We start from the raw sequence: 23855 nt of genomic DNA, 5'->3' as shown, positions 1-23855 counted from the left end.
CCGATAATGTCGCCCGTGGCAGGCAGAAGCGGGGGGATGCACCTCGTCGCCGCGTGCGGCGGAGCGTGCTTGCTCTGGGCAACGCTTATCGGGACAACGCAGTTGGACAACCGCTACGTTCTGCCCTGGATCCTGGGGTCCGTACTCCCGTGCTATCTCGCCGGACTCTTCACCTGGTGGCACGCCCCGTCCAGCCCCGTGGCCCGGCGCCTGCTGCTGCTCGGCAGCTGGCTGTGCGTCTCCGTGGCCGTCCGCCACACCACCACGCTGGTGAGCCTCGAACTCGGGTGGTACCTGCGCCCCGAGGCGGTCGGCGTGCTGCTGCCGCTCGACTTCGCCCTGCAGGCCGCCAGCCAGCTCTGCCACCTGGTGGTGAGCATCCTCATCGTCCGCCTGCTGGCCCTGCTGCCCGACGGCGGCTACCGCTTCGGCTCCGAACGCCGCGTCCTGAACAGCCTCTGGGGCCTGCTCGCGCTGCCGGTCCTGCTGCCCCTCACCGGCCTGTCCGACCACACCGTTTACTACATCGTCTTCTACTACCCCGAGGCCTTCCTGCCCGGCGTCGGCGCCACCCTGCTCGTGCTGCGCTGTCTGCGCGCGCGGGCCGCGGGCCTGCCCGACGTGGCCGCGCTGCTGCCCTTCGCCGCCGTGGCCGCCGTCGCCTTCCTGGCCCGCGGTTCCACCCGGATCTTCCGCGCCTGGCAGGGCGAACAGGGCGTCCTGTACCTCGTCGGCTCGATCCTCGGCGCCCTGCCCTACGTGTCGATCGCCGTGACCCTCCTCTACGCCGCCTTCCGCCACCGGCTGTTCGGGGTCGACATCGCGCTGCGCCGCTCCGCCGTCTACGGCTCCCTGTGGCTCATCATCAACAGCTGGTACGTCGGCATGGCCCTGACCCTCGGGCTCACCGCGGGCCTGGTCTTCCCGCTCGGCCTGTCCCTGCTGGTCGCCGTCGTCGTCACCGCCCTCTTCCAGCCGCTGCGCGCCCAGCTCAACGCCCTGCTGGAGCGCCGCGTCTTCGGCAAACGCCTCAGCAGGTTCGAGCTCCTCGTCCAGTTCGGCACCACCCTGGAGCACGCCTACGACCTCGACCGGCTCGCCCCGCAGCTCGCCACCGGGCTGCGCGAGGGCCTCGACCTGCGCTGGGTCCGGGTCCGGCTCGGCGGGCCCGGACCGCCCCTGGCGACCGCCGAAGCGGGCGAACCGCCGCCCGGCGAGCGGCCCCTCGTCGGCTTCCCCCTCCTGTACGGGGACGACGTCCTCGGCGCCATCGAGTACGGCCCCAAGGCCGAGGGCCACTGCGCCCCCGAGGACCACGACATCGGCCAGACCCTCGCTCGGTCCGCCGCGCTCGCCGTGCACAACGTCCGCCTGGCCGCCGAGCTCTCCGCGCACGCCCGGGAGACCCAGCGCCAGGCCACCGAACTCGCCGCGTCCCGCGCCCGCATCGTGCACGCCCAGGACACCGAGCGCCGCCGCATCGAGCGCCGCCTGCACGACGGCATCCAGCAGGAACTCGTCGTACTCGTCGCCAAACTCGCCCTCGCCCGCAACCGCCTGCACCGCGGCGGCGACATCGACGCCGCCCTCACCGAGATGCAGGACGACGCCTACCGCGTGATCGACGACCTGCGGGAGCTCGCCCACGGCATCCACCCGCCCGTCCTCACCGACCAGGGCCTGGTCGCCGCCGTGACCTCCTGCGCCCGCCGCATGCCCATCCCCGTCACCGTCCACAGCGAGGAGCCGCTGACCGGCGTGCGCTTCGCCCTCGACATCGAGGAGTCCGCCTTCTACCTCGTATCCGAAGCACTCACCAACGTCCTCAAGCACGCGGGCGCCGGACACGTCACCGTCCGTCTCACCCGCGGCGACGGCCGCCTCCAGGTCGAGGTCGCCGACGACGGCACCGGGTTCCCCACCGACACCACCCGCGGCTCCGGCCTCACCGGCATGCGCGACCGCACCGAGGCCGTGGGCGGCGAGCTCACCGTCACCAGCCGCGTCGGCGCCGGCACCGTCATCCGCGCCCGACTCCCCGAACGCGAACGGGAGGAGGCCCGTGCCTGAGCCCTCGGGCACCGCCCCGCTGCGCGTCGTCATCGCCGAGGACCACTACCTGGTGCGCGAGGGCACCCGGCGGCTCCTGGAGGACACCGGCGAGGTGGACGTCCTCGCCGCCGTCGGCACCGCCACCGAGCTCCTCGACGCGGTCGCGCGGCTGCTGCCGGACGTCGTCATCGCCGACATCCGCATGCCGCCCGGCCACCACACCGAGGGCATCACCGCCGCCCACGCCATCCGCGCCGCCCACCCCGGCATCGGCGTCGTCGTCCTGTCCCAGCACGCCAACGAGAACTACGCCTTCGACCTCTTCCGGCGCGGCACCGACGGCCTCGCCTACCTCCTCAAGGAGCGCATCGGCGAGGTCGACGAGCTCCTGCGCGCCCTGCGGGAGGTGACCGCCGGGCGCTCCGTCGTCGACCCCCGCATCGTGGAGGTCCTCATAGGGAGCCACGCGCGGGCCGCCGACGCCCCCCTGTCGCACCTCACCCGCAGGGAGCTCGACGTCCTGCGGCAGATGGCGGAGGGCAAGACCAACCGGGCGATCGCGGACTCCCTGACGCTCTCCGAGTCGACCATCGAGAAGCACGTGAACTCCACCTTCGCCAAGCTCGGCCTCGCGGAGATACCGCAGCTGCACCGCCGGGTCAGCGCCGTCCTCGCGTATCTGCGCCACACCCCGGCGGGCCCCGGCTGACCGGCCCGGCACTCCCGCGTTGCGCCCCGGCGGGCGACGCGGGAAGGTCGAGGAAGGCGGACGAGGAGGCCACACACATGCCCATCGCAACGGTCAACCCGGCGACCGGCTGGACCGAGCTGACCTTCGAGCCCCTGAGCGGCCAGGAGATCGAGGCACGGCTGAGCCGCGCCGCCGCGGCCTTCGACCGCTACCGCACCACCGGCTTCGCCGACCGCGCGGACCTGCTGCGCCGCGCCGCCGACCTCCTCGACGAGGACACGCCCGACATCGCGCTCACCATGACCTCCGAGATGGGCAAACCGGTGAAGGCGGCCCGCGCGGAGGCCGCCAAGTGCGCCAAGACCATGCGCTGGTACGCCGACCGCGCCGAGGCCCTGCTCGCCGACGAGCGGCCCGACGACGGCGACGTACGCGACTCCGGCGCGTCCCGCGCCTTTGTCCGCTACCGCCCCCTGGGCGTGGTCCTGGCCGTGATGCCGTGGAACTTCCCGCTGTGGCAGGTGGTGCGGTTCGCCGCGCCCGCCCTGATGGCGGGCAACGTGGGGCTGCTCAAACACGCGTCGAACGTGCCGCAGACCGCCCTGTACCTGGAGGACCTCTTCCTCCGCGCGGGCTTCGACGAAGGCTGCTTCCAGACGCTGCTCGTCGGCTCCGACGCCATCGAGGGCATCCTGCGCGACCCGCGGGTGGCCGCCGCCACCCTCACCGGCAGCGAGGGAGCGGGCCGCTCCGTCGCCGCGATCGCCGGTGACGAGATCAAGAAGACGGTCCTCGAACTGGGCGGCAGCGACCCCTACGTCGTCCTGCCGTCGGCCGACGTCGACGCGGCCGCCACCACCGCCGTCACCGCGCGGACGCAGAACGCGGGCCAGTCCTGCATCGCCGCCAAACGCTTCATCGTGCACACGGACGTGTACGACGCCTTCCTGGAGCGCTTCACCGCGGGCATGCGGGCGCTGACCGTCGGCGACCCCACGGACGAGAGCACCGACGTGGGCCCCCTCGCCAGCGCGCAGGGCCGCGACGACCTGGAGGAACTCGTCGACGACGCCGTGCGCCGGGGCGCCACCGCCGTCTGCGGCGGCGGGCGGCCCAAGGGCCTCGACCGGGGCTTCTACTACGAGCCGACCGTCCTGGTCGGCATCACCCCCGAGATGCGCGTCCACCGCGAGGAGACCTTCGGCCCGGTGGCCACGGTCTACCGGGTCGCGGACCTGGAGGAGGCCATCGCCGTGGCCAACGACACCCCCTTCGGCCTGAGCTCCAACGCCTGGACCACCGACCCGGCCGAACAGGAGCGCCTCGTACGCGATCTGCGGGCGGGCGGGGTCTACTTCAACGGCATGACCGCCTCGCACCCGGCCTTCCCCTTCGGCGGAGTCAAACGCTCCGGATATGGCCGTGAGCTGTCGGGCCACGGCATCAAGGAGTTCTGCAACGCCACCACCGTGTGGCACGGGGCATGAGCGCCCGGAAGACCGGCAGGGGGCGGCCGTGGAGCCCGTCGAGGCACTGAACCGCATCGCCTTCCTCCTCGAACGCGTCCACGCGCCCACCTACCGGGTACGCGCCTTCCGCACCGCCGCGGCCGCCGTCGCCGCCCTGCCGGCCCAGGAGCTCGCCGAGCGGGTCCGGACGCACACCCTGGAAGCCCTCAAGGGCATCGGGCCCAAGACGGGCACGGTGGTGCGCGAGGCACTCGACGGCCAGGTGCCCGGCTACCTCGCCCGCCTGGAGGAGGAGGCCGAACAGCCCCTGGTGACCGGCGGCGCCGAGCTGCGGTCCCTGCTGCGCGGCGACTGCCATCTGCACTCCGACTGGTCCGACGGCGGCAGCCCCATCGAGGAGATGGGCCGGGCCGCGGCCGACCTCGGCCACGAGTGGGCCGTCCTGACCGACCACTCGCCCCGCCTGACCATCGCCTGCGGCCTCTCGCCGGAGCGGCTGCGCGAACAGCTGCGGGTGGTCGCCGCGCTCAACGAGACGTGGGCCCCGTTCCGCCTGCTCACCGGCATCGAGTGCGACATCCTGGAGGACGGCGGCCTCGACCAGGAGCCCGAGCTCCTCGCCCGGCTCGACGTCGTGGTCGTCTCCGTCCACTCCAAGCTGCGCATGGACGCGGCGGCCATGACCCGCCGCATGGTCGAGGCCGTGCGCAATCCGCACGCGGACGTCCTCGGACACTGCACCGGCCGCCTCGTCACCGGCTGCGGCCGCCCCGAGTCCGCCTTCGACGCCGACGCGGTCTTCGCCGCCTGCGCCGAGTCCGGCACGGCCGTGGAGATCAACAGCAGGCCCGAGCGCAAGGACCCGCCCCGGCGGCTGCTGCGCCGCGCGGTCGACGCCGGGGTCCTGTTCGCCATCGACACCGACGCGCACGCGCCCGGCCAGCTCGACTGGCAGATCATCGGCTGCGCCCGCGCCGAGGAGTGCGGGGTACCGGCCGAGCGCACCGTCACCACCTGGAACGCCGAGGACCTGCTCGCGTGGACGAGCAGGTCCGGGCGGGGTCCGGCCTGAGCCGGGTGTCTTCCGGGGCGCGGCGCGGTCAGTTCGTGAGGGTCACACAGGGCAGGCCGACGCTCTCGCCGCCGCGGAAGCCCTCCGCGCACAGCCGCGTGCCCGCCGGGAAGTGCCGCTGGGGGTAGGCCTGGTCCCGGTAGGTGCGGAACGCGGCGACGTCCTCCACCTTCGTGTGGGCGCTCCAGCCGTTGGTGGTCCACACCCGCGCGCTGATGCGGTGCGGCCGGTTGGTGTTGGTGACCGACACCTCGACGCGGCCCAGATAGGTCCCGGTGTCGTACGTCTCGATGCAGACCGAGTGGTTGCACCACTTGCCGTCGGCCACCGCCGAGGGGCCGGTGGCGACGACGCAGCCGAGGGCGGCGGCCAGCGCCCCGATCCCCGCGGCGGTCTTCCTGGTGATGTCCGGCATGGTGAGCCACCCTCATGTGTGTCGCGACGCCCGTGACCAGCTGCCACGGACTCCCGGGCGGACCAACGCGGCGCAAGATCATTGGTTACGGGACCCGCGCGGACCACCCGGGCGGCCACTGTGACCAGGGCCCTAGGCCGACGCGCGGCCGTCTGCGAGCATGCGCCGATGACTGAGGAAGGCGAACACGCACGGCTCTGGGCCGCGCCCGGCAGCGCGCAGGTCGAGCTGCTGTCCGCGCGGTTCGAGCGCTTCGCCTTCGACCGGCACAGCCACGAGGAGCTGTCCGTCGGCGTCATCGAGGAGGGCGCGGAGGGGCTGCACCTGGCCGGGGGCAAGGTCGTGGTCCCCGCGGGGCAGCTGGTGATCCTCAACCCCGGGCAGGTGCACACCGGTTTCGCCGCCGAGGAGTCCGGCTGGCGGTACCGCATGTTCTACTTCGACACCGCCATGGTCGACGAACTGGCCGAGGAACACCTGGGCGTTCGGGACGTCTGGTTCGCGCGGACGGCCGTGCCCGACCCCGAGCTGTTCGCCGCACTGCGCCGCGTGCACCGCGAACAGGAGCACGCCCACGACCCCCTCACCGCCGAGTCACTGCTGCTCGGCGCGCTGACCACGGTGCTGCGCCGGCACGCGAGCACCGGCCGGACGGCAGCCGCCGGGCCCCGGCGGGACCCGCGCCGGGGCCCGGACCTGGCGCGGCAGCTGCTCCACGACCGCTGGGCCGAGCCCGTCACGGTCGCGGAGCTGAGCGCTGTCGCGGACATGCCGCGCGCCTCCCTCATCGCCGCCTTCCGGCAGGCGTACGGGCTGCCCCCGCACGCCTACCTGCTGCGGCTGCGCGCCAACCGTGCCCGCCGTCTCCTCCTGACCGGGCGGCGCCCCGCCGAGGTGGCCGCCGTCACCGGCTTCGCCGACCAGGCCCATCTGACCCGCGTCTGCAAGCGCTACTTCGGCGTGACGCCGGGGGCCATCCGGCCCTGACCGCGGTGCAGGCCCCCGCGAGACTTTCGTTCAAGACCGCCCCCGCACCGCCGCGCCAGGCTGGCCACGTCGGGCAAGGAGAGACGGAAGGCGGCGACACGAACATGGTGTGGGCGATGGCGGTGTCCCCGCTGGTCGTGGTCCTGGGGATGATCACGGGACTGCGTCGGGCGGCGCACTGGGCGGCGGTCGTGGGGGCGGTCCTCGCGGCCCTGTTGATCTGGTGGCTGCCGGACTTCGCGCTGCCGGGCGACGCGGCGGGCGCGACCGCGGGAGGGGCGGCGCTGCTGGTGCTCAACGCCGCGGCGGTGATGCTCCCGGGCGTCTATCTGAGTCAGGTGCTCACCCGCCGCGCGGTGCACGGGGCGTTGCAGGAGTGGGTGCGCGGCCTGCCGCTGCCGGGGCCCGCGACGATCGCCCTCGTGGTGGCGGGCATCGCCCCCACGGTGGAGGCCCTCACCGGCTTCGGCGTCTCGCTGCTCGTCACCGTGCCGGTGCTGCTCGCCCTCGCGCCGCCCGCGACCGCCCTGCGGCAGGCCATGCTCGGCATGAACATCATGCCGTGGGGCACCCTCGGCCTCGCCACCGTCATCGGCGCCGCCCTCACCGGCACCGGCACGGCCGACCTCGGCACCGCCACAGCGGTCACGAGCGCCCTGGTCTTCCCCCTGGTGACCGCGTGGGCCGCGCTGCTCGCCCGGCCGCGCCGACGGTTCCGCACCGCCGTGGTGGCCGCGGGCGCCGGCGGGCTGCTCGCGCTCGGGCTGCTCGCCCTGAACCGCCTCGGCGCGGTCCAGCCCGCGGGCGTCCTCGCCGGGCTCGTGACCACCGGCGCCGGGCTCGCGCTGTGCGCCGCCCGCCGCGGGCGGACCGGCTCCGGCGCCGCCGGTCGGCTGCTGCCACCGCGCGCGGTCCTGTCCGCGTACGGCCTGGTCCTCGGCGGCATCGCCCTGACGCGCGTCGCCAAGGCCTGGGGCGTGCCTCCCCTCGCCCTGCACGCGGGCGACGTGAGCTTCGCGCTGCTGAGCTCGCCGGGCCTGCCGCTGCTGGCCGCGGCCCTGATCCTGGACCGGGGCCGCCCGCACCGCCGGGACGCGCGCACCGCGATGACCCGCGTCGGCAGGCCGCTGCTCGCCCTGACCGGGTTCGTCGCCCTGGGGCGGCTGATGGCGGACAGCGGCATGATCGGGGAGCTGGGCGGCGCCGTCGCCGGGGCGCCGCCACTGGTCATCGCCCTGGCCGCACCCGCGCTCGGCATGCTCAGCGGCTTCCTGACCGGCTCGAACGTCGGCGGCAACGCGCTGATGATGCCGCTCCAGGAGCGCCTCGCCCCGGACGGCGCGGGCCTCGACACCTGGTTCGCCGCCCTGCAGAACAGCGCGGCGGGGCACACCGTCTTCACCTCGCTCCCCATGATCATGCTGATCCTGGCGGTGGCCGGTGACCGGGCCAGGTCCGCGGGTGTCACCGAACGCGGCCTGCTGCGCTTCGGCCTGCGGGTGGCCGCCGCGGTGTACGCCGCCCTGGCCCTGACGGCGGTCGCCGTGGTGGTCATCGGCGGAGCCGCCTGACCCGCCACGGGAGTGCCGGGCCGGGGCCGAGCGCGCGCGGGCGCGCCTCGCCCCGGCTCAGGACGTCACCCGACGAACTGCCCCCCGAGGCGCTCCACCAGGAGGAACCCGCCAATGCCGATCATCATCGCGCCGCTGACCCGGGTGACCACCCGGGCCGCCGCGGGCCGGGCCTTCAGCACGGCCCCCGCCAGGACGCCGACCCCGAGGTAGACCACCGCGCAACTGGCCATGTGCAGCGTGCCGAGCAGCCCGCTCTGGACCGCGACGGGCCAGCCCGCGCCCGGGTGGATGAACTGCGGGAACAGCGAGAAGTACAGCAGCAGCGCCTTGGGGTTGAGGCCACTGGTGCCGACCCCCTTCCACGCGATCTGCCAGCGGGACTCCGCCAGGGCCTCGGTGGCCGCCTGCGGACTCGCCGGACGGGCCAGGACGCCCCGGCCGAGCCAGATCAGATACGCGGCGCCGAGGACGGTCAGCGCCGTGAGCAGCGCCCCGGAGCTCGCGACGATCACGACGAGGCCCGCCACCGCGAGCAGTGTGTACCCGGCGTACCCGGCCACCAGACCGGCCACCGCCGGGACCACCGACCGCTCGCGCAGCCCCGCCGAGATCGCGTACGCCCAGTCCGCGCCGGGTGTGCAGACCAGCAGCAGGTCGACCGCCAGGAACGCCGCCAACGTGCCCGTTTCCATGAAGAATCGTTTCCTCTCCCCTTGTGATACGAGAGGGAAGGCTAGGAGCTTTTCGGCCAAAGGTGTTTCCGTAATTACTCCGGCACCCGGCATGGCGGGGGAGAATCTTGCGTATGGATGCCCTGGACCGGAAGATTCTCACCGAGCTGCAGCAGGACGGCAGGCTGACGGTGACGGAGCTGGCCGCTCGCGTGCAGCTGAGCGTCTCGCCCTGCCACCGGCGCGTGCGCGACCTGGAGAAGTCCGGGGCGATCCGCGGCTATCGCGCCGTGGTCGACCCGCCCGCGCTCGGCCTGAACTTCGAAGCCCTGGTGTTCGTCACCCTGCGCTGGGAGGACAGCGACACGGTCACCGCGTTCGAGGAGGGCGTGGCCGACGTCCCCCATGTCATCCAGGCCCAGCGCCTGTTCGGGGAACCCGACTATCTGCTGCGCGTCGCCACCGCCGATCTGGCCGCCTACCAACAGCTGTACGACCAGCGGCTCGCCACCCTGCCGGGCGTCCAGCGCCTGACCTCCACCCTCGTGATGAAGCACGTGGTCGACGACCGCCCGCTGCCGCAGTAGGCCCGTCAGCCGAGCAGCGCCGCGGCCGCCGCGAGGAGGTCCTGGTTGTGCCCGGTGACGTCGCGCTCGGTCAGCCGGTGCAGTTCGTCCGCCTCGACGCCGAGGTCCTCCAGCGGTACGTCGACGTTGCCGAGCGCCCGCGTGGCACGCCGCAGCGCCACGCGGAACCCGGCGCCGCGCGGCAGCTCGCCGAGGATCTCGGGCAGCCACACGCGCAGCAGCTCGTGCGTCCAGACGTTGGCGCCGCCCGCACCGGTGCGCCGCGCGGTGCCGAGGACCGGCCCGAGGCCGTTGTCCTGGAAACCGGCCGCGAAGATGTCGGCGGCCGAGTACGACAGCGCGTCGGTGATCAGGACCTTGGGGCCGGAGTGGCGCGGCAGCCCCGCGGTGACCGCCTCGGGATCGGTGAGCGGGAAGGCCTGCGAGTACACCTCGCCGGTCTCCACGGCGGCGCGGATCGAGGGGGTCCAGACGCGGAAACCCGGGTTGGACCGGGCGAGGGCGAGCGCGGCCCGGGTGGTGGACAGCGAGAAGCTCACCGGCGCCACGGGACGCGGGCTCAGCACCTGCAAGGCGGACTCCGCGGCCGGGACGTGGCCTCCCGGGTTGCCGCGGATGTCCACGATCAGGCCGCTCTCCGGTGCGCGGGCCGCGATCCGCGCCACCTCCTCGGCGAACGGCCGCGCCCCCGCGACGTTGAACGAGTAGACGCGTACGTATCCGTAGGAGCGGCCCCGGACACGCACCGTGCGGTAGCGGACGACGCTGCGCAGGGCCCGCGCGGCCGAGCGCCGCGCCTGCGGCGGCGCGAAGAGCGCGCGCTTGACCTGCCGCGAGGCCTCGCTCCCGACGTCGATGCCGAGGGCGGTGGCCAGCGTCGGCACCGGGTCCTGGGCGCGCCCGGCGCGCTGCTCGACGGCCCGCACCCGCCACGGGACGCGCGTCTCGCGGCGGCGGCCCCCGACGGTGCGGTACGTCAGGAGCACGCGGTGCTCGTCGGGCGGGGGACCGGTCCGCAGCGGGCGCAGCGTCAGGGACTCCAGGCCGCGCGCCAGGCGCGCGTCGAGGTGAGAGCCCGCCTGCGCGGCCGCGTTGCGCTCGACGGCGCGCTCGATCGGCACCCCGTTCCAGGCCTCCAGCTCGGCGCCGGCGTCGAAGCCGGCGTGCACGAGGGACGGATCGATCTTGGAGACGATGTGGTGGGGCGTGCCGTCGGGGGCGGCGTAGCGCTCGACGAGGAAGCCGAGCGTGGCCACGTGGCCCCGGTAGGGATCCGGCAGTTGATAGACGGTGTGCAGATCGCGCAGTCCCCGGAAGACGTCCGTGAGTTCGGCGTGGAACTGCAGCTCACTGAGGGGCGCGAGGCGGCGCTCCAGGAGCCGGAGCCGCTGCACGGGGTCGGTGGCGTGCATCGCCCGCTTCAGCGGAAGGTGTACGTACAGCTCCTCGAGGAGAACGCGCGCGGCGGCCACCAGCCGGTAGCGGTCCGCGAGCGGCAGCGGGTCGGCCTCCACCCGCCGCATGAACTCCTCCAGGCCGACCGAGTCCGGCAGGGTCCTGTCCGGTTCGGCGAGCGTCCGTCTCATGGGTAGTAGTCCGCGAGGTGCTGGAGCTCGGGCACGCCGCCGCGCGCCACGGCGGCGAAGTAGGCGGCGTCGTGGGCCAGCGGGTCGAGGCGCGGGACGACCAGGTCCAGTGGGACCTCGCCCGCGGCGGCGAAGGCGCCCGTGTCGCCCTCCGGCATGTCCCCGAACAGGGCGAGGGGCGCGTCGGGGTCGTCGAGCGGACCACCCCAGTCGGCGAGCGCGTCCTGCGCGGCGCGCCAGGCGGCCACCGGGTCCTCCCGGACCTTCTCCAGGGCCCGCTTGACCCCGGGCCAGTCGAGCGTGGCGTCGGCCCGGTGCGGATCCCGCACCGCCACCCGCCGGGAGAGCCCGGCCACCGTGAGCGCGCTGGTGTCGCTCGCCCCCGCGGCGGCCATCAGCGCACGCGTGCCGTAGAAGGGGCGGCCGCGCACCAGGACCAGGCGCACGTGCCGCTCGGTGGCGTCGATCAGATTGCGGTACGGGTCCGTGGCCGGGTCGTGGCGTTCGAGGACGAGCAGGTCCGCGGCGCTGCCGCGCTCCAGACGGCCCACCTGCGGCCCCCAGGCGGTCGCGAGGGCGTCTCCGGGGTTCGCGGTCACCATGTCGCACAGCTCGCGGTCGGTGAAGCGGCCGCCGAGCTCGTGGCGGTTGACGGAGTCGGCGACCTTGAGCTCGCCCAGGACGTTCTTGGTGCCCGAGGGCGACCAGTCGGAGCCGAGCGCGATGCGCAGCCCCTTCTTGTCGGCCTCCACCACGTCCGTCGTGGTGTGGTAGAGCCAGTAGTTGGAGAACGGCGACCACACGACGGTGGCCTTCTCCGCGGGGTTGATCGTGGTCACCGCGCTCTGCCACTTCTTGAAGTCGGCCGCGGTCAGGGCGGTGCCGTGCACACCGATCAGGCCCGGCTTCAGACACGGTTCGAGGTCGTCGAACTCGCGGTGCACGATCGAGCCGGGCTTCCCCTCCGCGACGTGGTAGATCAGCAGCCGCGTGCCGTCGAGCCGCGGCGCCCGCTCCTCGCGCAGCTCGTCGGCGTCGAGCTGGAGCGCGGCGGTCATCACCATGTCGGCGCCCGCGGGCAGCTTCTCGTTGTCGATGGTCCGCAGCAGCCAGCCGTCGACGGGGCGGGTCGACAGCGGGGCGCCCTGAATGGCTGTCACCCCGCCGACCAGGGCCTTCACCTCGACGTACTTGATCAGTGCCTCGGGTGCCGCCTGGCCGAGCACCTTGGCGGGCCAGGTCACCGACGTCGCGTAGTCGGGCGGGTGCTTCTCACCGACCCAGCGGTCGTGGTGCAGATAGGGCACGCCGACCGCCTCCCACAGCGGGAGCGTGTTGTAGAGGAGGTGGTTGTGCAGGTCGATCAGGCCCGGCAGGATCAGCGCGCCCGTGTCGATGACCGGCGCGGAGGAGAAGCCCGCGGGCGGCGTCTGCCCGGCCTCCCGCACCGCGGCCAGACGGCCGTCGTCGCCGACGTACACGGCGCCCGGGTCGAGGATCCGGTGGTCGCTGTCGCAGGTGACCACCGTGCCGCGCAGGACGAGGGCCATCAGCCCGGCGCCTTCCAGAGCAGCGTGTGCTTGTCGTCGGGCGAGGGGCGGCTGACGGAGTTCGCCCCGCCCTTGGCGCGCACCCAGGCGTCGTCGCCGAGGAAGGCGGGGGCACCGAAGGGCAGGTCACGGTGGGGGATCGCGCCGTAGTCGGACTCCAGGAACTCGGTGCCGTAGTTCGGCCCGGTGTTGTCCCCGTCCGGGTCCGGCGTCACCACCGGCCGCAGCTGCGTGATGGCGGCACGCCAGCCGTCGAGCAGGGCCGCCGGGTCGTGGCTGGAGGGGTGGGGCACTTCGACGAGCGGCACCGGGGGCCGCGACGGCCACAGCCGCACCGCCTCCTGGGCCATGAAGCCCATGGCGACGACGGCCTCCAGGGTCGGGTCCGTCGCCCGGTCGAAGACGGCGTTGCGCCACTGCGTCTGCGGCGGGTCGGCGAGCCGCTCCTTCATCGCGAGGGCCCGGCTCGGCTGGACCGCGTACGCCCACGCGTTGAGGCACACGTAGGAGCGGGTCAGGCCGAGCTTCGTGAGGAAGCCCTGGACGCGCTGCCCGGCGTTGCCGACGAGGCTGCGCCCGGCGATCCGCTCGGTGGGCCCGGGGTCCGAGGCCACGATCAGGACGCGCGCGGAGCCGTCGAGCCGCCCGCGGTAGAAGATCGGCCCCCAGTCGAACCAGAACGCGTCCTTCACGGGCGGCTCGGGAACCTGGGCCAGCAACTCGGCGAACTGGGCCGTGGGCCCGCGGTCGAACTCCGCCATGGGGCAACGCCTCCTCACCGGCCGGATGGTGCGCGCCCGTGAGCACACGGGCCCCTCGGCGGCGGGCCGGGGGCCCGGCGGCCGAAACCGGTGTCGGAATCAGTGGATCACTCCACCCCGAATGGCGCAAACGGTGGCATATCGACCGGCGCGGGCTCCGGTTCCGGGCGCGGCGGCCGCCCGGCTCACCGGGCGCCGGCGGCGGCGCCGCGCTCGTCGAGGTCGCGGATCTCCCGCATCTCCTCCATGAGGTCGAGGAGCTCCGGCGTGAGGAACTCGTTGACCGGGCAGGCGCCGGAGAGCGCCGAGAAGTAGCGGTCGGAAAGCTCGCCGCTCGTGGCGGCCGCGCGCAGCAGGTCCAGGTGGTGGCCGGGCGGATTCAGCTCGGCCGTCTTCAGCGTGCTCTTGTAGTCCGGGATGAGGGTCTCGGTCCGCTGCGCGGCGAACTCGTCGAGCGACTTCCGCAGCCGGTCGGGGTCCTGGAGGGTGTCACCGATCCGGTCCACCAGGAGCTGGGCCTGGATGAAGGCGTCGGTGATGCCGCGTGCCGTGATGGAGTCCTTGTGGTGGCTCGCGTCGCCGACGAGGGCCCAGCCGGGACCGGCCGCCCTGCGGAAGAAGTTGAGCTGGTTGCCGGTGCCGAAGAGGCGCTCCACCTGGGTGCCCGCGTCCATCTCCGCGCGCACCTCGGGCGCGGTGTGCCGCACGGTGTCGAGCAGGGCGGCGAGGCCGTCGCCCTTGACCTCGGCGAAGCGTGCCTGCGGGAAGTACGCCGCGACCAGCGTCGCGCCGTCGTTGGTGGGCACCGTGCCCACCCAGCTGCCGCGGGACTGATAGAGCCGGAAGCGCGTGGGCAGGCCCTCCCAGTAGCTGTAGTAGCAGCAGGTGAGCGTCGGGTCCTCGATCTCGTACGGCGCCTTGACCTTCGCCGCCACCGTGGAGCGCATGCCGTCGGCGCCGACGACCAGACGGGCGCGCTCGACCACCTCGCTCCCGTCGCTCGGCTTGAGCCGGACGCCCACGACCCGGTCGTCCTCGAAGACGAGGTCCGTGACCGAGCAGTTGTCGCGGAACTCCACGCCCGCGTCGACCGCGGCCTTCGTGAGGATCGTGTCGATGAGGAAGCGGCGCGGCGCGTACGAAGCCTGCTGGCCCTCGACCGGCCAGGAGGACCCCTCGATGCGGACGCCCGCGTACGTGTAGGCGGCCCTGTCCAGGGGCGGACAGCCGGTGGCCACCACGTCCGGCAGCACGCCCCACTTGCTGAGGAGCGCGATGCCCGGCTGGTGGATGTACAGGGTCGACAGCGTCTCCTTGGGAAAGGTGCTGCGCTCGACCATGAGCACCCGGTACCCGGCGCGGGCGAGCAGCATCGCTGTCGGAGAGCCGGCGACCCGCGCCCCGACCACGATCACGTCGTACACGAAATACCTCCTCGTCGGGCACCGACTCGTCCGGGCCGGGCTGTCCTGCGGAATGGCGGAACGGGAAAGGGCGAAAGAACGAAAGGGCGGTGCGGTGGGGCGCGTACGGCCCCCCGCGGAGATCTCGGCGGACGTCGCGGGGAGGGCCGGAACGGAATGAGACGGTCACCGAAAGCGCTGCGTTCGGAAAGGAATGATGGCCAACCATAGCCCCGCCCTCACCCATTCTCCGTCCAGCGCCGCCTTTTCGACTCCGCGGTCGACTTGTCGTTGTCCTGGCGACGAGACGGCCTTCCGGGCGCACCGCCGTACCGGCCGCGCGACCGCCCCACCGTGAGGGCAACTGCCACAGATGCGCGGGGAGTTGGTGGTGCGGGGCCGCCACGGGCGGGAAGTGGACTCCCGCGTAGGGCGGTTGATCAGGTGTCGTACCCCGATTCGGAATCCCGAAAGGGCCCGCGACCGGCCATGCGGAAAGGGGCGCGCCCGACCGGCCATCCGGAAATCGGGCGCGCCCCTGTGGTCGAACTGCTCAGCGGCTCAGCGGCACCGTGAACTGCTTCAGCCAGGTGCGGCGGGCGAAGTCGCGTGCCTTGATGACGACGGAGTTGCGGTGCACCTCGACCTGGAGGCCCTGGTTGAAGGAGCCCTCGACGGCGACCTCGCCGCCCTTGCCGTCGTCGCGGTAACCGGTCTGGATGGCTCCGGTGTTGACCACCGTGAACCCGTTGAGGTTGGCGGTGCCCGGCACGACGCGGCGCACCACCCAGTCGGACAGGTCGAGGTCCCAGTGGGTGTGCCCGGAGAAGAGGAACACGTCGGGGTGGCGGCCGAGCAGGTTCAGCAGCCGGTCGGCCTGGAGGTAGTCGCTCGAGTAGAGCTTGTTGCGGGTGCCGGAGACCGTGTTGGGCAGCGGGTGGTGGGTGATGACCATGACGGGCTTGCGGCGGCGCGACCAGTGCCACAGCCGGTCCTCCAGCCAGGCGAACTGCGCGTCGCTGAGCCACACCTCGTCCCAGAGCTTGGGGTCGTGGAAGTGCGCGTACCGCTCGGTGCCGAGGGCGAGCACCGGGATGCCGCCGAAGGAGGTCTCCGCGTGCACCGAACCGCGCTTGGCGAACCGGTAGAAGCTGCGGAAGAGCGAGTCCTCGGTGGTGCCGTTGGGCCAGGTGTCCTGGGCGAGGGTGTCGGGGTCGCGCCACTTCGGCACGTAGAACTCGTGGTTGCCGATCGCCCAGGACATGCTGCGCGGGTGGGAGTGCCGCCGGAGTTCGGCGGTGACCTGCGCGTACTCGAAGTCGTAGCCGCGCGGCGTGATGTCGCCCGCCACGGCGAGGCCCGCGCTGCGCGGATTGACGGCCGCCATGTCGTCCAGGGCGCGGCCGAAGTCGCTCAGATCGCCCTGGATGTCGCTGATGACGTTGAACCGCACGGGGTCCCGGCCGAACCACCGCTCGGTGTGCGCGGCGGGGGCGGCGTAGGCCTGCGGGGCGAAGGCGGTGGTCGCCAGGGCGCCGCCGCTCGCGGTGAGGAGGGTTCTGCGGTCCATGCGTGGCTCCGTAGGGCTGTGGTGGGTGGTGGACGGCGAGGGAAGTGACGTACGGGGTGCGTCGTCGGTGAACATCACGGGGGCCGATGCCGTCCCTGCCACGCGCGGTGGGCGTGTATGTGTATCGAGCATGAACATCTGACGGGCCGCCCGGCGCCGACCCGGCCCGGACCGACCCGACCCGACCCGGAAGTATCGGTCGGCCGTCGGCTTGCGGCGGTCCCGAGGCCCGGGCGATGCCGACTTTGGTTACGGCGGACAGGACCGAAGCCCGATGAGCGGCACGCCACCGACGGCGGAGGCTGGGGGCGATCCGACCGGGCACCGGCCCGACCGCGACGAACGCGACGAAGGGGAGCACGTGAAGCGGAACGAGGGCATGACCAGAGGAAGGTTCCTCGTCGGCGCGGCAGCGGCGGCGGGCGCCGCCGCGCTCGCCGGCCCGGCCCTGGCGGCGGCACCGGCCGGGGCCGCGCCCCGCCCCGGCAGCGAGCCGACGGCCACCGCCCGGCGCGGACTGACCTACCGGGGCGTCATGTACGAGTGCGCCGACGGCGATTCGCCCCACACCAGTTGGAACCCCCGGCGGATGCGCGCCGACCTGCGGAGCATCAGGCGCGCGCTGCACGCGAACTCGGTCGTGGTCTACGGCACCGGCGTGGAGCGCATGGCCGCCACGGCCGCGGAGGCGGCCGAGCAGGGACTGCACGTGTGGCTCCAGCCGCGCCTGGGCGACGTGCCCGAGCGCCAGATCCTCGACCACCTCGCCGAGACCGGCAGGCAGGCCGAACGGCTGCGCCGCCAGGGCGCCCGCGTCTACCTCAGCGTGGGCTGCGAGTTCGTCCTGTTCGTCCCCGGCATCGTGCCCGGGGACGACGCCCTGGAGCGGGTCGAGAACATGCTCAAGGGCAACTGGGACCCGAAGGAGGCACAGCGCAAGCTGGACCGGCTCATCCCGCTGGCCGCGCGCACCGCGCGGCGCGTCTTCCACGGCCCGGTGACGTACGGAGGCGCACACGAAGACGTCGTCGACTGGAGCCTGTTCGACATCGTCAGCGTCAACTACTACTCCTACTTCGCCGACCCGCGCGGCTACTACAAGGAGCTCGACCCCTACCGGAAGTGGGGCAGGCCCGTGGCCATCACCGAGTTCGGCACCTGTACGTTCCGGGGTGCCCCCGAGGCGGGCGGCATGGGCTGGAACAGCATCGACTACAGCAAGCCCAAGCCGGAGGTGCGCAAGGGCCTGCGGCGCAGCGAACGCGTCCAGGCGCGGTATATGACGCAGGTCCTCGACGTGTTCGAGCGGATGAACCTGCACGCGGCGATGGCGTACGAGTTCGTGTCCCCGGAGATGCCGCACCGCCGCGAGCGGCGCTACGACCTGGACATGGCCAGCTACAGCCTCACCAAGGCCATCTGGAAGACCGAGGACGACCCGACGGCGCGCTGGCACTGGGAGCCCAAGGAGGCCTTCCACGCGGTGGCCGCGCACTACGCCCGGGCGGGCCGGGGCGCCTGAGACGCCGCGCGGGCGGGCGCAGGAACCGGCGCCGGGCGGCATACGTTGTCGTTCACGAGCAGGGCGGGCCGGGCTCGCCCGCCGACGAGGGAGATGACGCGATGAGTGAGAAGGCCCGGAAGCTGTTCGAGGCACTGGACCTCGACCACAACGGGACCCTGACCCGCGAGGAGGTGATCATCGCCTTGCGGACCAAGGGTCCGTCCCTGGCCGCGTCCGGGGACCTGCCGTTCTGGGGGCTCGGGGACGCCGAGGACTCCTCGGCGCTGTTCGACGCCGCCGATCAGAACGGGGACGCGGTGCTGACGCTGGAGGAGTTCTCGGCGGAGGTCGACCGCCGCTTCGGCTGGCGCTGAGAGCGGTCCGTCAGCTCGCTGCGGGTGTCGAGCAGCACGGCCCGGGCCCCCGAGCGCCCGGGCCGCCGCGCCCCCCCGAGCCGCCGCCGCTGAGCCGTCCGAGCGAAGTCGAGCAACCCCTGCCCACCACGGCAGTTACCCATGGTGCTCCTGGACAGGGGCTGAGCCACGGCTTATGAGAAGGGAAACCCTCGTGCTGAAGAAGGTTATGGCGGCGACCGCGGTCACTGCTTCCGCGGTGGGCATGGTCGGCGCGGTGGCGCCCGCCGCGAGCGCCATCGGCGACGACCACGGCACCACCTCGGCGAGCGGCAACGGCGCTTCGCAGGCGTTCGGCAACTCCGCCACGCACGGCGACATGAGCCTCCAGGGTTCGATCGTCCAGGGCTCGCTCAACAAGCCCTGCCTCGGCGTGCCCGTCAAGGTGAACGCCGGGGCGATCGTGGGCCTCCTGGTCCCGGTCGCGGTCCAGGACATCCCGATCCTGTCGGCGCCGCAGAACCAGCAGTGCGCCGAGAACTCGACCCAGGCCAAGGGCGACGAGCCGCTCTCGCACCTCGCGGACGACATCTCGGCCCTGTCCGGCAACGGCGCGGGCAACGGCTGACCCCACCCGCCCCCTGCCCCAGCGGGCCGCCGACCTTCCTCCCGGCGGCCCGCTGTGCTGTGCCCGCGGCTCAGCCGAACCGCTGGATCCGCGGGGCGAAGGTGCTCTCGGGGCCACCGGCGCGGCCGACCGACCACACCGTCGTCGTGCCGGGCACCGCCGCCAGGCGCAGCACCGCGGAGTCGCTCTCCCCGGCCACCGCCGGTTCGTCGTACTCGGTGAACGACCGGCCGTTCCAGGCGAGGAAGTCGGGCCCGGGAATGAACGGCGGATTGCTGCCCGGCGGGGCCCACTTCAGGGAGCGGACCACCGCCACCCAGCCCAGCTCGCCGGCCGCGGTGGGGGCCAGCGAGTTGACCGCGCCGAAGTTGGTGGGCAGGGCGACCCGGTTCCACTTCTCCCCGTCGAAGCGGACCAGGAGCGGCGGGATCGGCTTGCCCGGCGGGCCGCCGATGAACCCGGCCGTGCCCCCCGCCCACACCTCCGTGGGCGAGACGGCCAGCACACTGCCCACGGCCGACCGCGGGAAGCCGTCCACGATCGTCTGCTGCCACTCCTTGCCGTTCCAGTGCGACACGGCCGCGGCGGAGTCGGCCGAGCCCGCGGCCCAGACGTCGTCGGCCGCCTTGATGTGCAGGCCGTACACGGATCCCGGCGGCACCGGCAGGTCCTGCCAGCCGTGTCCGTCGTAGCGCAGCAGGGCCTGCGCGCCGTCGCGCGTACCGATCAGCCAGGTCTCACCGGCTCCGGCGACGACCTCGGTCAGGACGACACCGCGGGGCGGTCGGCTCTCGGACCAGGCGGTGCCGTTGAAGCGGAGCAGACGGGCGCCGCCCGCCGTGTCGCGGCCGACCGCCCAGAGGGAGGTCGGCGCGGTCGCGGCGACGGACAGCAGCTCTCCCTGCCAGCGGGTTCCGGGCAGGCCCTGGCGCTTCCACGCGGTCCCGTCCCAGCGCAGCAGCAGCGGAAAGCCCGGCGCCGAGCGACCGACGGCGTCGGTGCCCACCGCCCACGCCCGGTCGGGGCCCAGCGCCACGGCCTCGTTCAGGGCGGCCTGCGGGCGCACCTGCGCCGGGACCGGGACGTGCTGCCAGGACGCGGTGTCCGCCGCGGCCGGGCTCAGGCCGGTGAGGAGTGCGAGGGCGGCCGCGAGGGCCGCGACGAGCAGTCTGCGCGCCATGGTCAGCCTCCCCGCCGCTCGCTCATCAGATTCGGTTTCGTGCCGTAGATCTCGACGGTCCCGAGGGACAGCAGCGAGGTCCCGGCCCTCACCAGGGCCCGCGGCTCGACGTCGATCGCGTTCGTGCGCTTCGAGCCGTAGGAGAAGGTGGTGCGGGAGCCGTCCACCCGTGCGTACTTCGACTGGAACGCGCGGTCGCTGCGCACCGGCAGCCACAGCGCGCCGTCCGGGCCGCGCACCATGCCCTCGGTGTAGGTGTCGCCCAGCGGCGGGTAGGTGGTGTGCCAGGCGTGTCCGTCGAAGGTCATCAGATAGGTGCGGCCCACGCCGTCGGTGTACTGGCTGCCGCCGATCGTGGCCCGGCCGGACGGTTCGAGCAGCATCGTGTGGACGTTGCCGTTCGTCGGCAGGGGCACCTTCGCGTCCCGCCACGCCGTGCCGTCCCAGTGCAGGACGGCCATCCCGCCGGTCCGCTTGTCCGCCCAGGCCCAGACGTCGTCGGCCGTACGGGCGGTGATTCCCATCAGGAACAGCACGTCGTCCGGGGTGGACCGCGTGGTCCAGGCGGAGCCGTCGTAGTGCAGGACCTTCAGCCCGGTGGAGTCCTCACCGACCACCCACGCCCCGCCCGGTACCGCGGCGAAGTCCTGGTAGGTCCACAGGGTCTGCGGCAGCGGCACCGCGCTCCAGGCTCCCGTCGCCGACCTGCGCAGGATCTCGCCCGCCCCCGCGCGGTTGTGGAAGATCCACACCTCGTCCCCGACGAACTGCACCTTGCCGAGCCAGCCAGGCTCGCCCGCGCCGGGGAAGGTGGTGTCGCGGCTCCACGCCGTGCCGTCCCACCGGTACAGCAACGGCCGCAGCCCGTCGGCGGCGTGTTCGTAGGCCGTCGCCCACACGTCGCGCGGTCCGCGGGCGGCGAGGTCCTTCACGGTCACCGGCGGGGCCGCCGCGGGCACCGGCAGCGCCGACCAGCCGGGCCGGAGCGCCGGATCCGGTGCCGCGGTGGCGATCGGCGACACCACCGCGGCACACGCGAGCACCAGGCAGACAACGACCGCACGGAGACCGCTCACCAGACCCCCCGAGAACGCAGAAGGCCGCACACGGTATTGGCATGTACCCGCCGGTGAATAGATGACATCCGGCCGATCACGGCGCCGATCGGGAGCCTGCCGTGCCGGGGGGAGTCGTCCGCGTGACGGGGGAGCCGCCCGGCGTTACTCGAAGCGCGCGGTGTCGCCCGCTCCCCGGCGCACGATCGTCGCCTCCCCGTCGGAGAAGTCGATCACGGTCGTCGGCTCCGTACCGCAGTCGCCCGAGTCGACGACCACGTCCACCTGGTGGTCGAGGCGCTCCTTGATCTCCCAGCCCTGGGTCAGCGGCTCCTCCTCGTCGGGAAGGAGCAGGGTGCTGGAGAGCAGCGGCTCGCCCAGCTCGGCGAGGAGGGCCTGGGTGACGGAGTGGTCGGGGATCCGGACCCCGACGGTCTTCTTCTTGGGGTGCAGCAGCTGGCGCGGCACCTCCTTGGTGGCGGGCAGGATGAAGGTGTAGCTGCCCGGAGTGGCCGCCTTGATGGTGCGGAACACGTCGTTGTCGAGCCGTACGAACTGCCCCAGCTGGGCGAAGCTCTGACAGACGAGGGTGAAGTGGTGCCGGTCGTCGAGATTGCGGATCGTCCGGATCCGCGCGATGCCGTCGCGGCTTCCCAGCTGGCAGCCGAGGGCGTAGCAGGAGTCCGTCGGGTACGCGATGAGCGCACCGGAGCGGACGCCGTCCACCACGCTCGTGATGCTGCGCCGCTGGGGATTGTCCGGATGCACGTCGAAGTACCTGGCCATGGGCGCCGAGTCTAGGCGATCAGGGCGAGGGCGGGGCGGCGAGACCCGACTGGACGGCGAGCACCGCGAGCTGGATGCGGTTGGCGCGGCACGTCTTGGCCATCAGGTTCGCCACGTGCGTCTTGACGGTGGTCACGCCCAGGTGCAGCCGCTCGGCGATCTCCTTGTTGGCCAGGCCCTGCCCGAGCAGGCCCAGGACCTGCCGCTCCCGTGCGGTGAGCCCGGCGGGGGACGCGGTGACGCTCCGCCCGGCCGGTGGGCTTGTGGCGTCCAGGGCGCGCGCGACGATGCGGTCCAGGGCGGCCTGGCTGAAGGGGGCCTCTCCGCGTGCGGCGCGGCGCACACCGTCCAGGAGTTGCGGGGGAGGGGTGTCCTTCACCAGGAAGCCGCAGGCACCGGCGGTGAGGGCCGGGTACAGGTGATCGTCGTCGTCGAACGTCGTCAGGGCGAGCACCCGGGTGGCGGGGCGGGCCGCGAGGACGCGCCGGGTGGCCGTGATGCCGTCCACTCCCGGCATGCGCAGGTCCATCAGGATCACGTCCGGGGCGAGGCTCTCGGCCAGGCGCACGGCGGTCTGGCCGTCGTCGGCCTCGCCGACGAGGTCGATGTCGTCGGGCTGCTCGAAGAGCATGCGCAGGCCCATGCGGACGAGCGGCTGGTCGTCGGAGACGAGGAGGCGGATCACGGCTGGGTCTCTCTCTGCGGGGTCTTCTCGGTGCGCGGCGCGCAAGGCGGCGCGGCGGGCAGTTCGGCGCGCAGGCGCCAGCCGCGTGCGGCGGGGCCCGCGGCCAGGCTGCCGCCGAGCAGGTCCACGCGTTCGCGCAGGCCGACGAGGCCGTGGCCGTGCGGCCCCGCGGCCGGGAGCTCGGGCCGGTGTGCCGCGCCGCCGTCGTCGTCGACGGTGACCTGGACGCCGCCGTCCCGGTCCACGCGTACGGTCAGCTCCGCGTGCGCGTCCGCCCCGGCGTGCCGGGCCGCGTTGGCCAGGCCCTCCTGCGCCAGGCGCAGCACGGCCAGGCCGCGGGCGGTGTCGACGCGCGCGAGCCCCTCCTCGTCCACGGCGGCGCTGATCGTCAGGCCGGAGCGGGCGCTCTGCGTGACGACCGCCGCCACCGCGGTGGCCAGGGCCCCGGGGGTGAGCAGCGGCGGCGCGTCGGGCCCGACGCTGTCGGGGTCGCGCAACACCGCCACCAGGCGCCGCAGGTCGGCCATCGCCGCGGTGCCGCTCGCGTGCAGGTCGTCGAGTACGGCACCGATCCGTGGGTCGGCCGGGCCGTCCGCGCCCGCGCCCGGCAGGACGTGCCGGGCGACGCCCACCCGTACCACCATGGACGAGACGTGGTGGGCCACGAGGTCGTGCAACTCGCGGGCGATGGCGGCCCGTTCGGCGGCCCGGGCGGAGTGCACGCGCTGCTCGGCGCGCGCCTCCTCCTGCGCGAGGTGCTCGCGGGCCCGGCGGGCGGCCCCCCGGGTGGCCCGCACGTACGCGCCGAGCAGCAACGGCACACCGGCCACGACCCCCGTCTTGTAGAGCACCGAGGCCAGTTCGCCCGGCAGGTCCGTGACGCGGTTGGCGACGACCGCGCAGGCCAGCACGGAGGCCGCGACGGCGGGCCGCCGCCCCGGGCACCGCACCGACACCTCGAACACGGCGATCGCGGCAAGGACCTTCAGCGTCGCTACCAGGTCCGCGCCGCAGGCGTGTGCGGCCACCAGCAGCCCCGCCTGGGCGACGGCCGCGCCGAACGCCCGTCCGACGCCGACGAGACACAGCGCGAGCGCGACGGCGGCGAACAGCCAGTCCCGCGCCTGCGAGGGCTGTTGGATCAGGAGGAGGGCGCCGAGCAGCGCCGCGCCGACCGCGAGACCTCGCGGTGCCGCGTACTTCGTGTCGAACACCGGCTCGACCCAAGATCGGTTCACTGGGCACACGATAGGGCGGCACGGCCCCGCCGGGGTCC

General features: G+C 73.5%; 22 protein-coding genes. 10 read left to right on the top strand and 12 right to left on the bottom strand.

The window, feature by feature from the left end:
* Positions 1-102: 102 nt before the first annotated feature.
* The 4 genes from C9F11_RS02730 to C9F11_RS02715 all read left to right on the top strand — a co-directional run bounded on the left by C9F11_RS02730 (position 103) and on the right by C9F11_RS02715 (position 5284).
* On the top strand, positions 103-2070 hold the full coding sequence (locus C9F11_RS02730) for a sensor histidine kinase (protein ID WP_138957732.1): 1968 nt from the start codon (positions 103-105) through the stop codon (positions 2068-2070).
* The gene (locus C9F11_RS02725; RefSeq protein WP_242714523.1) at positions 2063-2761 is read left to right on the top strand and encodes a response regulator transcription factor; all 699 of its coding nucleotides are present in this window, start codon (positions 2063-2065) and stop codon (positions 2759-2761) included. Before C9F11_RS02730 ends, C9F11_RS02725 begins: the two co-directional genes overlap by 8 nt.
* Positions 2762-2838: 77 nt before the next feature.
* On the top strand, positions 2839-4230 hold the full coding sequence (locus tag C9F11_RS02720; protein WP_138957731.1) for an NADP-dependent succinic semialdehyde dehydrogenase: 1392 nt from the start codon (positions 2839-2841) through the stop codon (positions 4228-4230).
* A gap of 28 nt (positions 4231-4258) precedes the next feature.
* The gene (locus tag C9F11_RS02715; protein ID WP_212767789.1) at positions 4259-5284 is read left to right on the top strand and encodes a PHP domain-containing protein; all 1026 of its coding nucleotides are present in this window, start codon (positions 4259-4261) and stop codon (positions 5282-5284) included.
* 28 nt (positions 5285-5312) lie between these two features.
* On the opposite strand, the gene C9F11_RS02710 is transcribed toward C9F11_RS02715, so the two are convergent.
* Positions 5313-5699, bottom strand: a complete 387-nt coding sequence (locus C9F11_RS02710; RefSeq protein ID WP_138957729.1) for a hypothetical protein — start codon at positions 5697-5699, stop codon at positions 5313-5315.
* Positions 5700-5867: 168 nt separating this feature from the next.
* On the opposite strand from C9F11_RS02710, the gene C9F11_RS02705 reads away from it, so the two are divergent.
* Both C9F11_RS02705 and C9F11_RS02700 read left to right on the top strand, forming a co-directional pair.
* Complete coding sequence (locus C9F11_RS02705) at positions 5868-6686, top strand: AraC family transcriptional regulator (protein ID WP_138957728.1); 819 nt, start codon at positions 5868-5870, stop codon at positions 6684-6686.
* Positions 6687-6802: 116 nt separating this feature from the next.
* Positions 6803-8257: an L-lactate permease gene (locus C9F11_RS02700; RefSeq protein WP_171075616.1), complete on the top strand. Its 1455-nt coding sequence runs from the start codon at positions 6803-6805 to the stop codon at positions 8255-8257.
* Between the two features lie 65 nt (positions 8258-8322).
* Here C9F11_RS02700 and C9F11_RS02695 read toward each other — a convergent pair whose 3' ends face one another.
* On the bottom strand, positions 8323-8952 hold the full coding sequence (locus C9F11_RS02695) for a LysE family translocator (RefSeq protein ID WP_138957726.1): 630 nt from the start codon (positions 8950-8952) through the stop codon (positions 8323-8325).
* Positions 8953-9065: 113 nt separating this feature from the next.
* On the opposite strand from C9F11_RS02695, the gene C9F11_RS02690 reads away from it, so the two are divergent.
* Positions 9066-9518: an Lrp/AsnC family transcriptional regulator gene (locus C9F11_RS02690; RefSeq protein ID WP_138957725.1), complete on the top strand. Its 453-nt coding sequence runs from the start codon at positions 9066-9068 to the stop codon at positions 9516-9518.
* Between the two features lie 5 nt (positions 9519-9523).
* On the opposite strand, the gene C9F11_RS02685 is transcribed toward C9F11_RS02690, so the two are convergent.
* The 5 genes from C9F11_RS02685 to C9F11_RS02665 all read right to left on the bottom strand — a co-directional run bounded on the left by C9F11_RS02685 (position 9524) and on the right by C9F11_RS02665 (position 16388).
* Positions 9524-11104, bottom strand: a complete 1581-nt coding sequence (locus C9F11_RS02685; RefSeq protein WP_138957724.1) for a S41 family peptidase — start codon at positions 11102-11104, stop codon at positions 9524-9526.
* Complete coding sequence (locus C9F11_RS02680) at positions 11101-12654, bottom strand: amidohydrolase family protein (protein ID WP_138957723.1); 1554 nt, start codon at positions 12652-12654, stop codon at positions 11101-11103. The genes C9F11_RS02685 and C9F11_RS02680 overlap by 4 nt, the downstream gene beginning before the upstream one ends.
* Positions 12654-13415 carry a uracil-DNA glycosylase family protein gene (locus C9F11_RS02675; protein WP_138957722.1) on the bottom strand — a complete coding sequence of 254 codons (762 nt, stop codon included), beginning with the start codon at positions 13413-13415 and terminating at the stop codon, positions 12654-12656. The genes C9F11_RS02680 and C9F11_RS02675 overlap by 1 nt, the downstream gene beginning before the upstream one ends.
* A gap of 185 nt (positions 13416-13600) precedes the next feature.
* Positions 13601-14839: an NAD(P)/FAD-dependent oxidoreductase gene (locus tag C9F11_RS02670; protein ID WP_138957721.1), complete on the bottom strand. Its 1239-nt coding sequence runs from the start codon at positions 14837-14839 to the stop codon at positions 13601-13603.
* A gap of 532 nt (positions 14840-15371) precedes the next feature.
* Complete coding sequence (locus C9F11_RS02665; protein ID WP_138957720.1) at positions 15372-16388, bottom strand: DUF4073 domain-containing protein; 1017 nt, start codon at positions 16386-16388, stop codon at positions 15372-15374.
* A gap of 361 nt (positions 16389-16749) precedes the next feature.
* Between C9F11_RS02665 and C9F11_RS02660 the strand changes: the two genes are divergently transcribed.
* From C9F11_RS02660 to C9F11_RS02650, 3 genes are all read left to right on the top strand, one after another.
* Positions 16750-17910: an abortive phage infection protein gene (locus C9F11_RS02660; protein WP_171076044.1), complete on the top strand. Its 1161-nt coding sequence runs from the start codon at positions 16750-16752 to the stop codon at positions 17908-17910.
* 101 nt (positions 17911-18011) lie between these two features.
* Positions 18012-18266, top strand: a complete 255-nt coding sequence (locus tag C9F11_RS02655) for an EF-hand domain-containing protein (protein ID WP_138957719.1) — start codon at positions 18012-18014, stop codon at positions 18264-18266.
* A 193-nt stretch (positions 18267-18459) separates the two neighbouring features.
* Entirely contained in the window at positions 18460-18873 is a 414-nt protein-coding gene (locus C9F11_RS02650; protein ID WP_138957718.1) for a rodlin, read from the top strand.
* 70 nt (positions 18874-18943) lie between these two features.
* On the opposite strand, the gene C9F11_RS02645 is transcribed toward C9F11_RS02650, so the two are convergent.
* The 5 genes from C9F11_RS02645 to C9F11_RS02625 form a co-directional block, all read right to left on the bottom strand.
* Positions 18944-20053, bottom strand: coding sequence for a hypothetical protein (locus C9F11_RS02645; protein ID WP_138957717.1), 1110 nt, complete (start codon positions 20051-20053; stop codon positions 18944-18946).
* Between the two features lie 2 nt (positions 20054-20055).
* Complete coding sequence (locus C9F11_RS02640; protein ID WP_138957716.1) at positions 20056-21129, bottom strand: hypothetical protein; 1074 nt, start codon at positions 21127-21129, stop codon at positions 20056-20058.
* Between the two features lie 144 nt (positions 21130-21273).
* Positions 21274-21894: an L-threonylcarbamoyladenylate synthase gene (locus tag C9F11_RS02635; RefSeq protein WP_138957715.1), complete on the bottom strand. Its 621-nt coding sequence runs from the start codon at positions 21892-21894 to the stop codon at positions 21274-21276.
* Between the two features lie 19 nt (positions 21895-21913).
* Positions 21914-22579 carry a response regulator transcription factor gene (locus C9F11_RS02630; protein WP_138957714.1) on the bottom strand — a complete coding sequence of 222 codons (666 nt, stop codon included), beginning with the start codon at positions 22577-22579 and terminating at the stop codon, positions 21914-21916.
* A complete protein-coding gene (locus tag C9F11_RS02625; protein WP_249401561.1) occupies positions 22576-23817 on the bottom strand; it encodes a histidine kinase in 1242 nt (413 codons plus the stop codon). The genes C9F11_RS02630 and C9F11_RS02625 overlap by 4 nt, the downstream gene beginning before the upstream one ends.
* Between the last annotated feature and the right edge of the window lie 38 nt (positions 23818-23855).

Source organism: Streptomyces sp. YIM 121038, assembly GCF_006088715.1.
In the GTDB taxonomy this organism is placed as follows: Bacteria; Actinomycetota; Actinomycetes; order Streptomycetales; family Streptomycetaceae; genus Streptomyces.
This window is presented reverse-complemented; position numbering and strand designations above follow the sequence as displayed.

What these genes read in the sequence shown, in the direction of transcription:
- C9F11_RS02685 (WP_138957724.1), bottom strand. Translation starts at nt 11,104, where the DNA reads ATGAGACGGACGCTCGCCGAACCGGACAGGACCCTGCCGGACTCGGTC.
- C9F11_RS02695 (WP_138957726.1), bottom strand. Translation starts at nt 8,952, where the DNA reads ATGGAAACGGGCACGTTGGCGGCGTTCCTGGCGGTCGACCTGCTGCTG.
- C9F11_RS02635 (WP_138957715.1), bottom strand. Translation starts at nt 21,894, where the DNA reads ATGGCCAGGTACTTCGACGTGCATCCGGACAATCCCCAGCGGCGCAGC.
- C9F11_RS02720 (WP_138957731.1), top strand. Translation starts at nt 2,839, where the DNA reads ATGCCCATCGCAACGGTCAACCCGGCGACCGGCTGGACCGAGCTGACC.
- C9F11_RS02700 (WP_171075616.1), top strand. Translation starts at nt 6,803, where the DNA reads ATGGCGGTGTCCCCGCTGGTCGTGGTCCTGGGGATGATCACGGGACTG.
- C9F11_RS02680 (WP_138957723.1), bottom strand. Translation starts at nt 12,654, where the DNA reads ATGGCCCTCGTCCTGCGCGGCACGGTGGTCACCTGCGACAGCGACCAC.
- C9F11_RS02675 (WP_138957722.1), bottom strand. Translation starts at nt 13,415, where the DNA reads ATGGCGGAGTTCGACCGCGGGCCCACGGCCCAGTTCGCCGAGTTGCTG.
- C9F11_RS02710 (WP_138957729.1), bottom strand. Translation starts at nt 5,699, where the DNA reads ATGCCGGACATCACCAGGAAGACCGCCGCGGGGATCGGGGCGCTGGCC.
- C9F11_RS02665 (WP_138957720.1), bottom strand. Translation starts at nt 16,388, where the DNA reads ATGGACCGCAGAACCCTCCTCACCGCGAGCGGCGGCGCCCTGGCGACC.
- C9F11_RS02690 (WP_138957725.1), top strand. Translation starts at nt 9,066, where the DNA reads ATGGATGCCCTGGACCGGAAGATTCTCACCGAGCTGCAGCAGGACGGC.
- C9F11_RS02645 (WP_138957717.1), bottom strand. Translation starts at nt 20,053, where the DNA reads ATGGCGCGCAGACTGCTCGTCGCGGCCCTCGCGGCCGCCCTCGCACTC.
- C9F11_RS02705 (WP_138957728.1), top strand. Translation starts at nt 5,868, where the DNA reads ATGACTGAGGAAGGCGAACACGCACGGCTCTGGGCCGCGCCCGGCAGC.
- C9F11_RS02655 (WP_138957719.1), top strand. Translation starts at nt 18,012, where the DNA reads ATGAGTGAGAAGGCCCGGAAGCTGTTCGAGGCACTGGACCTCGACCAC.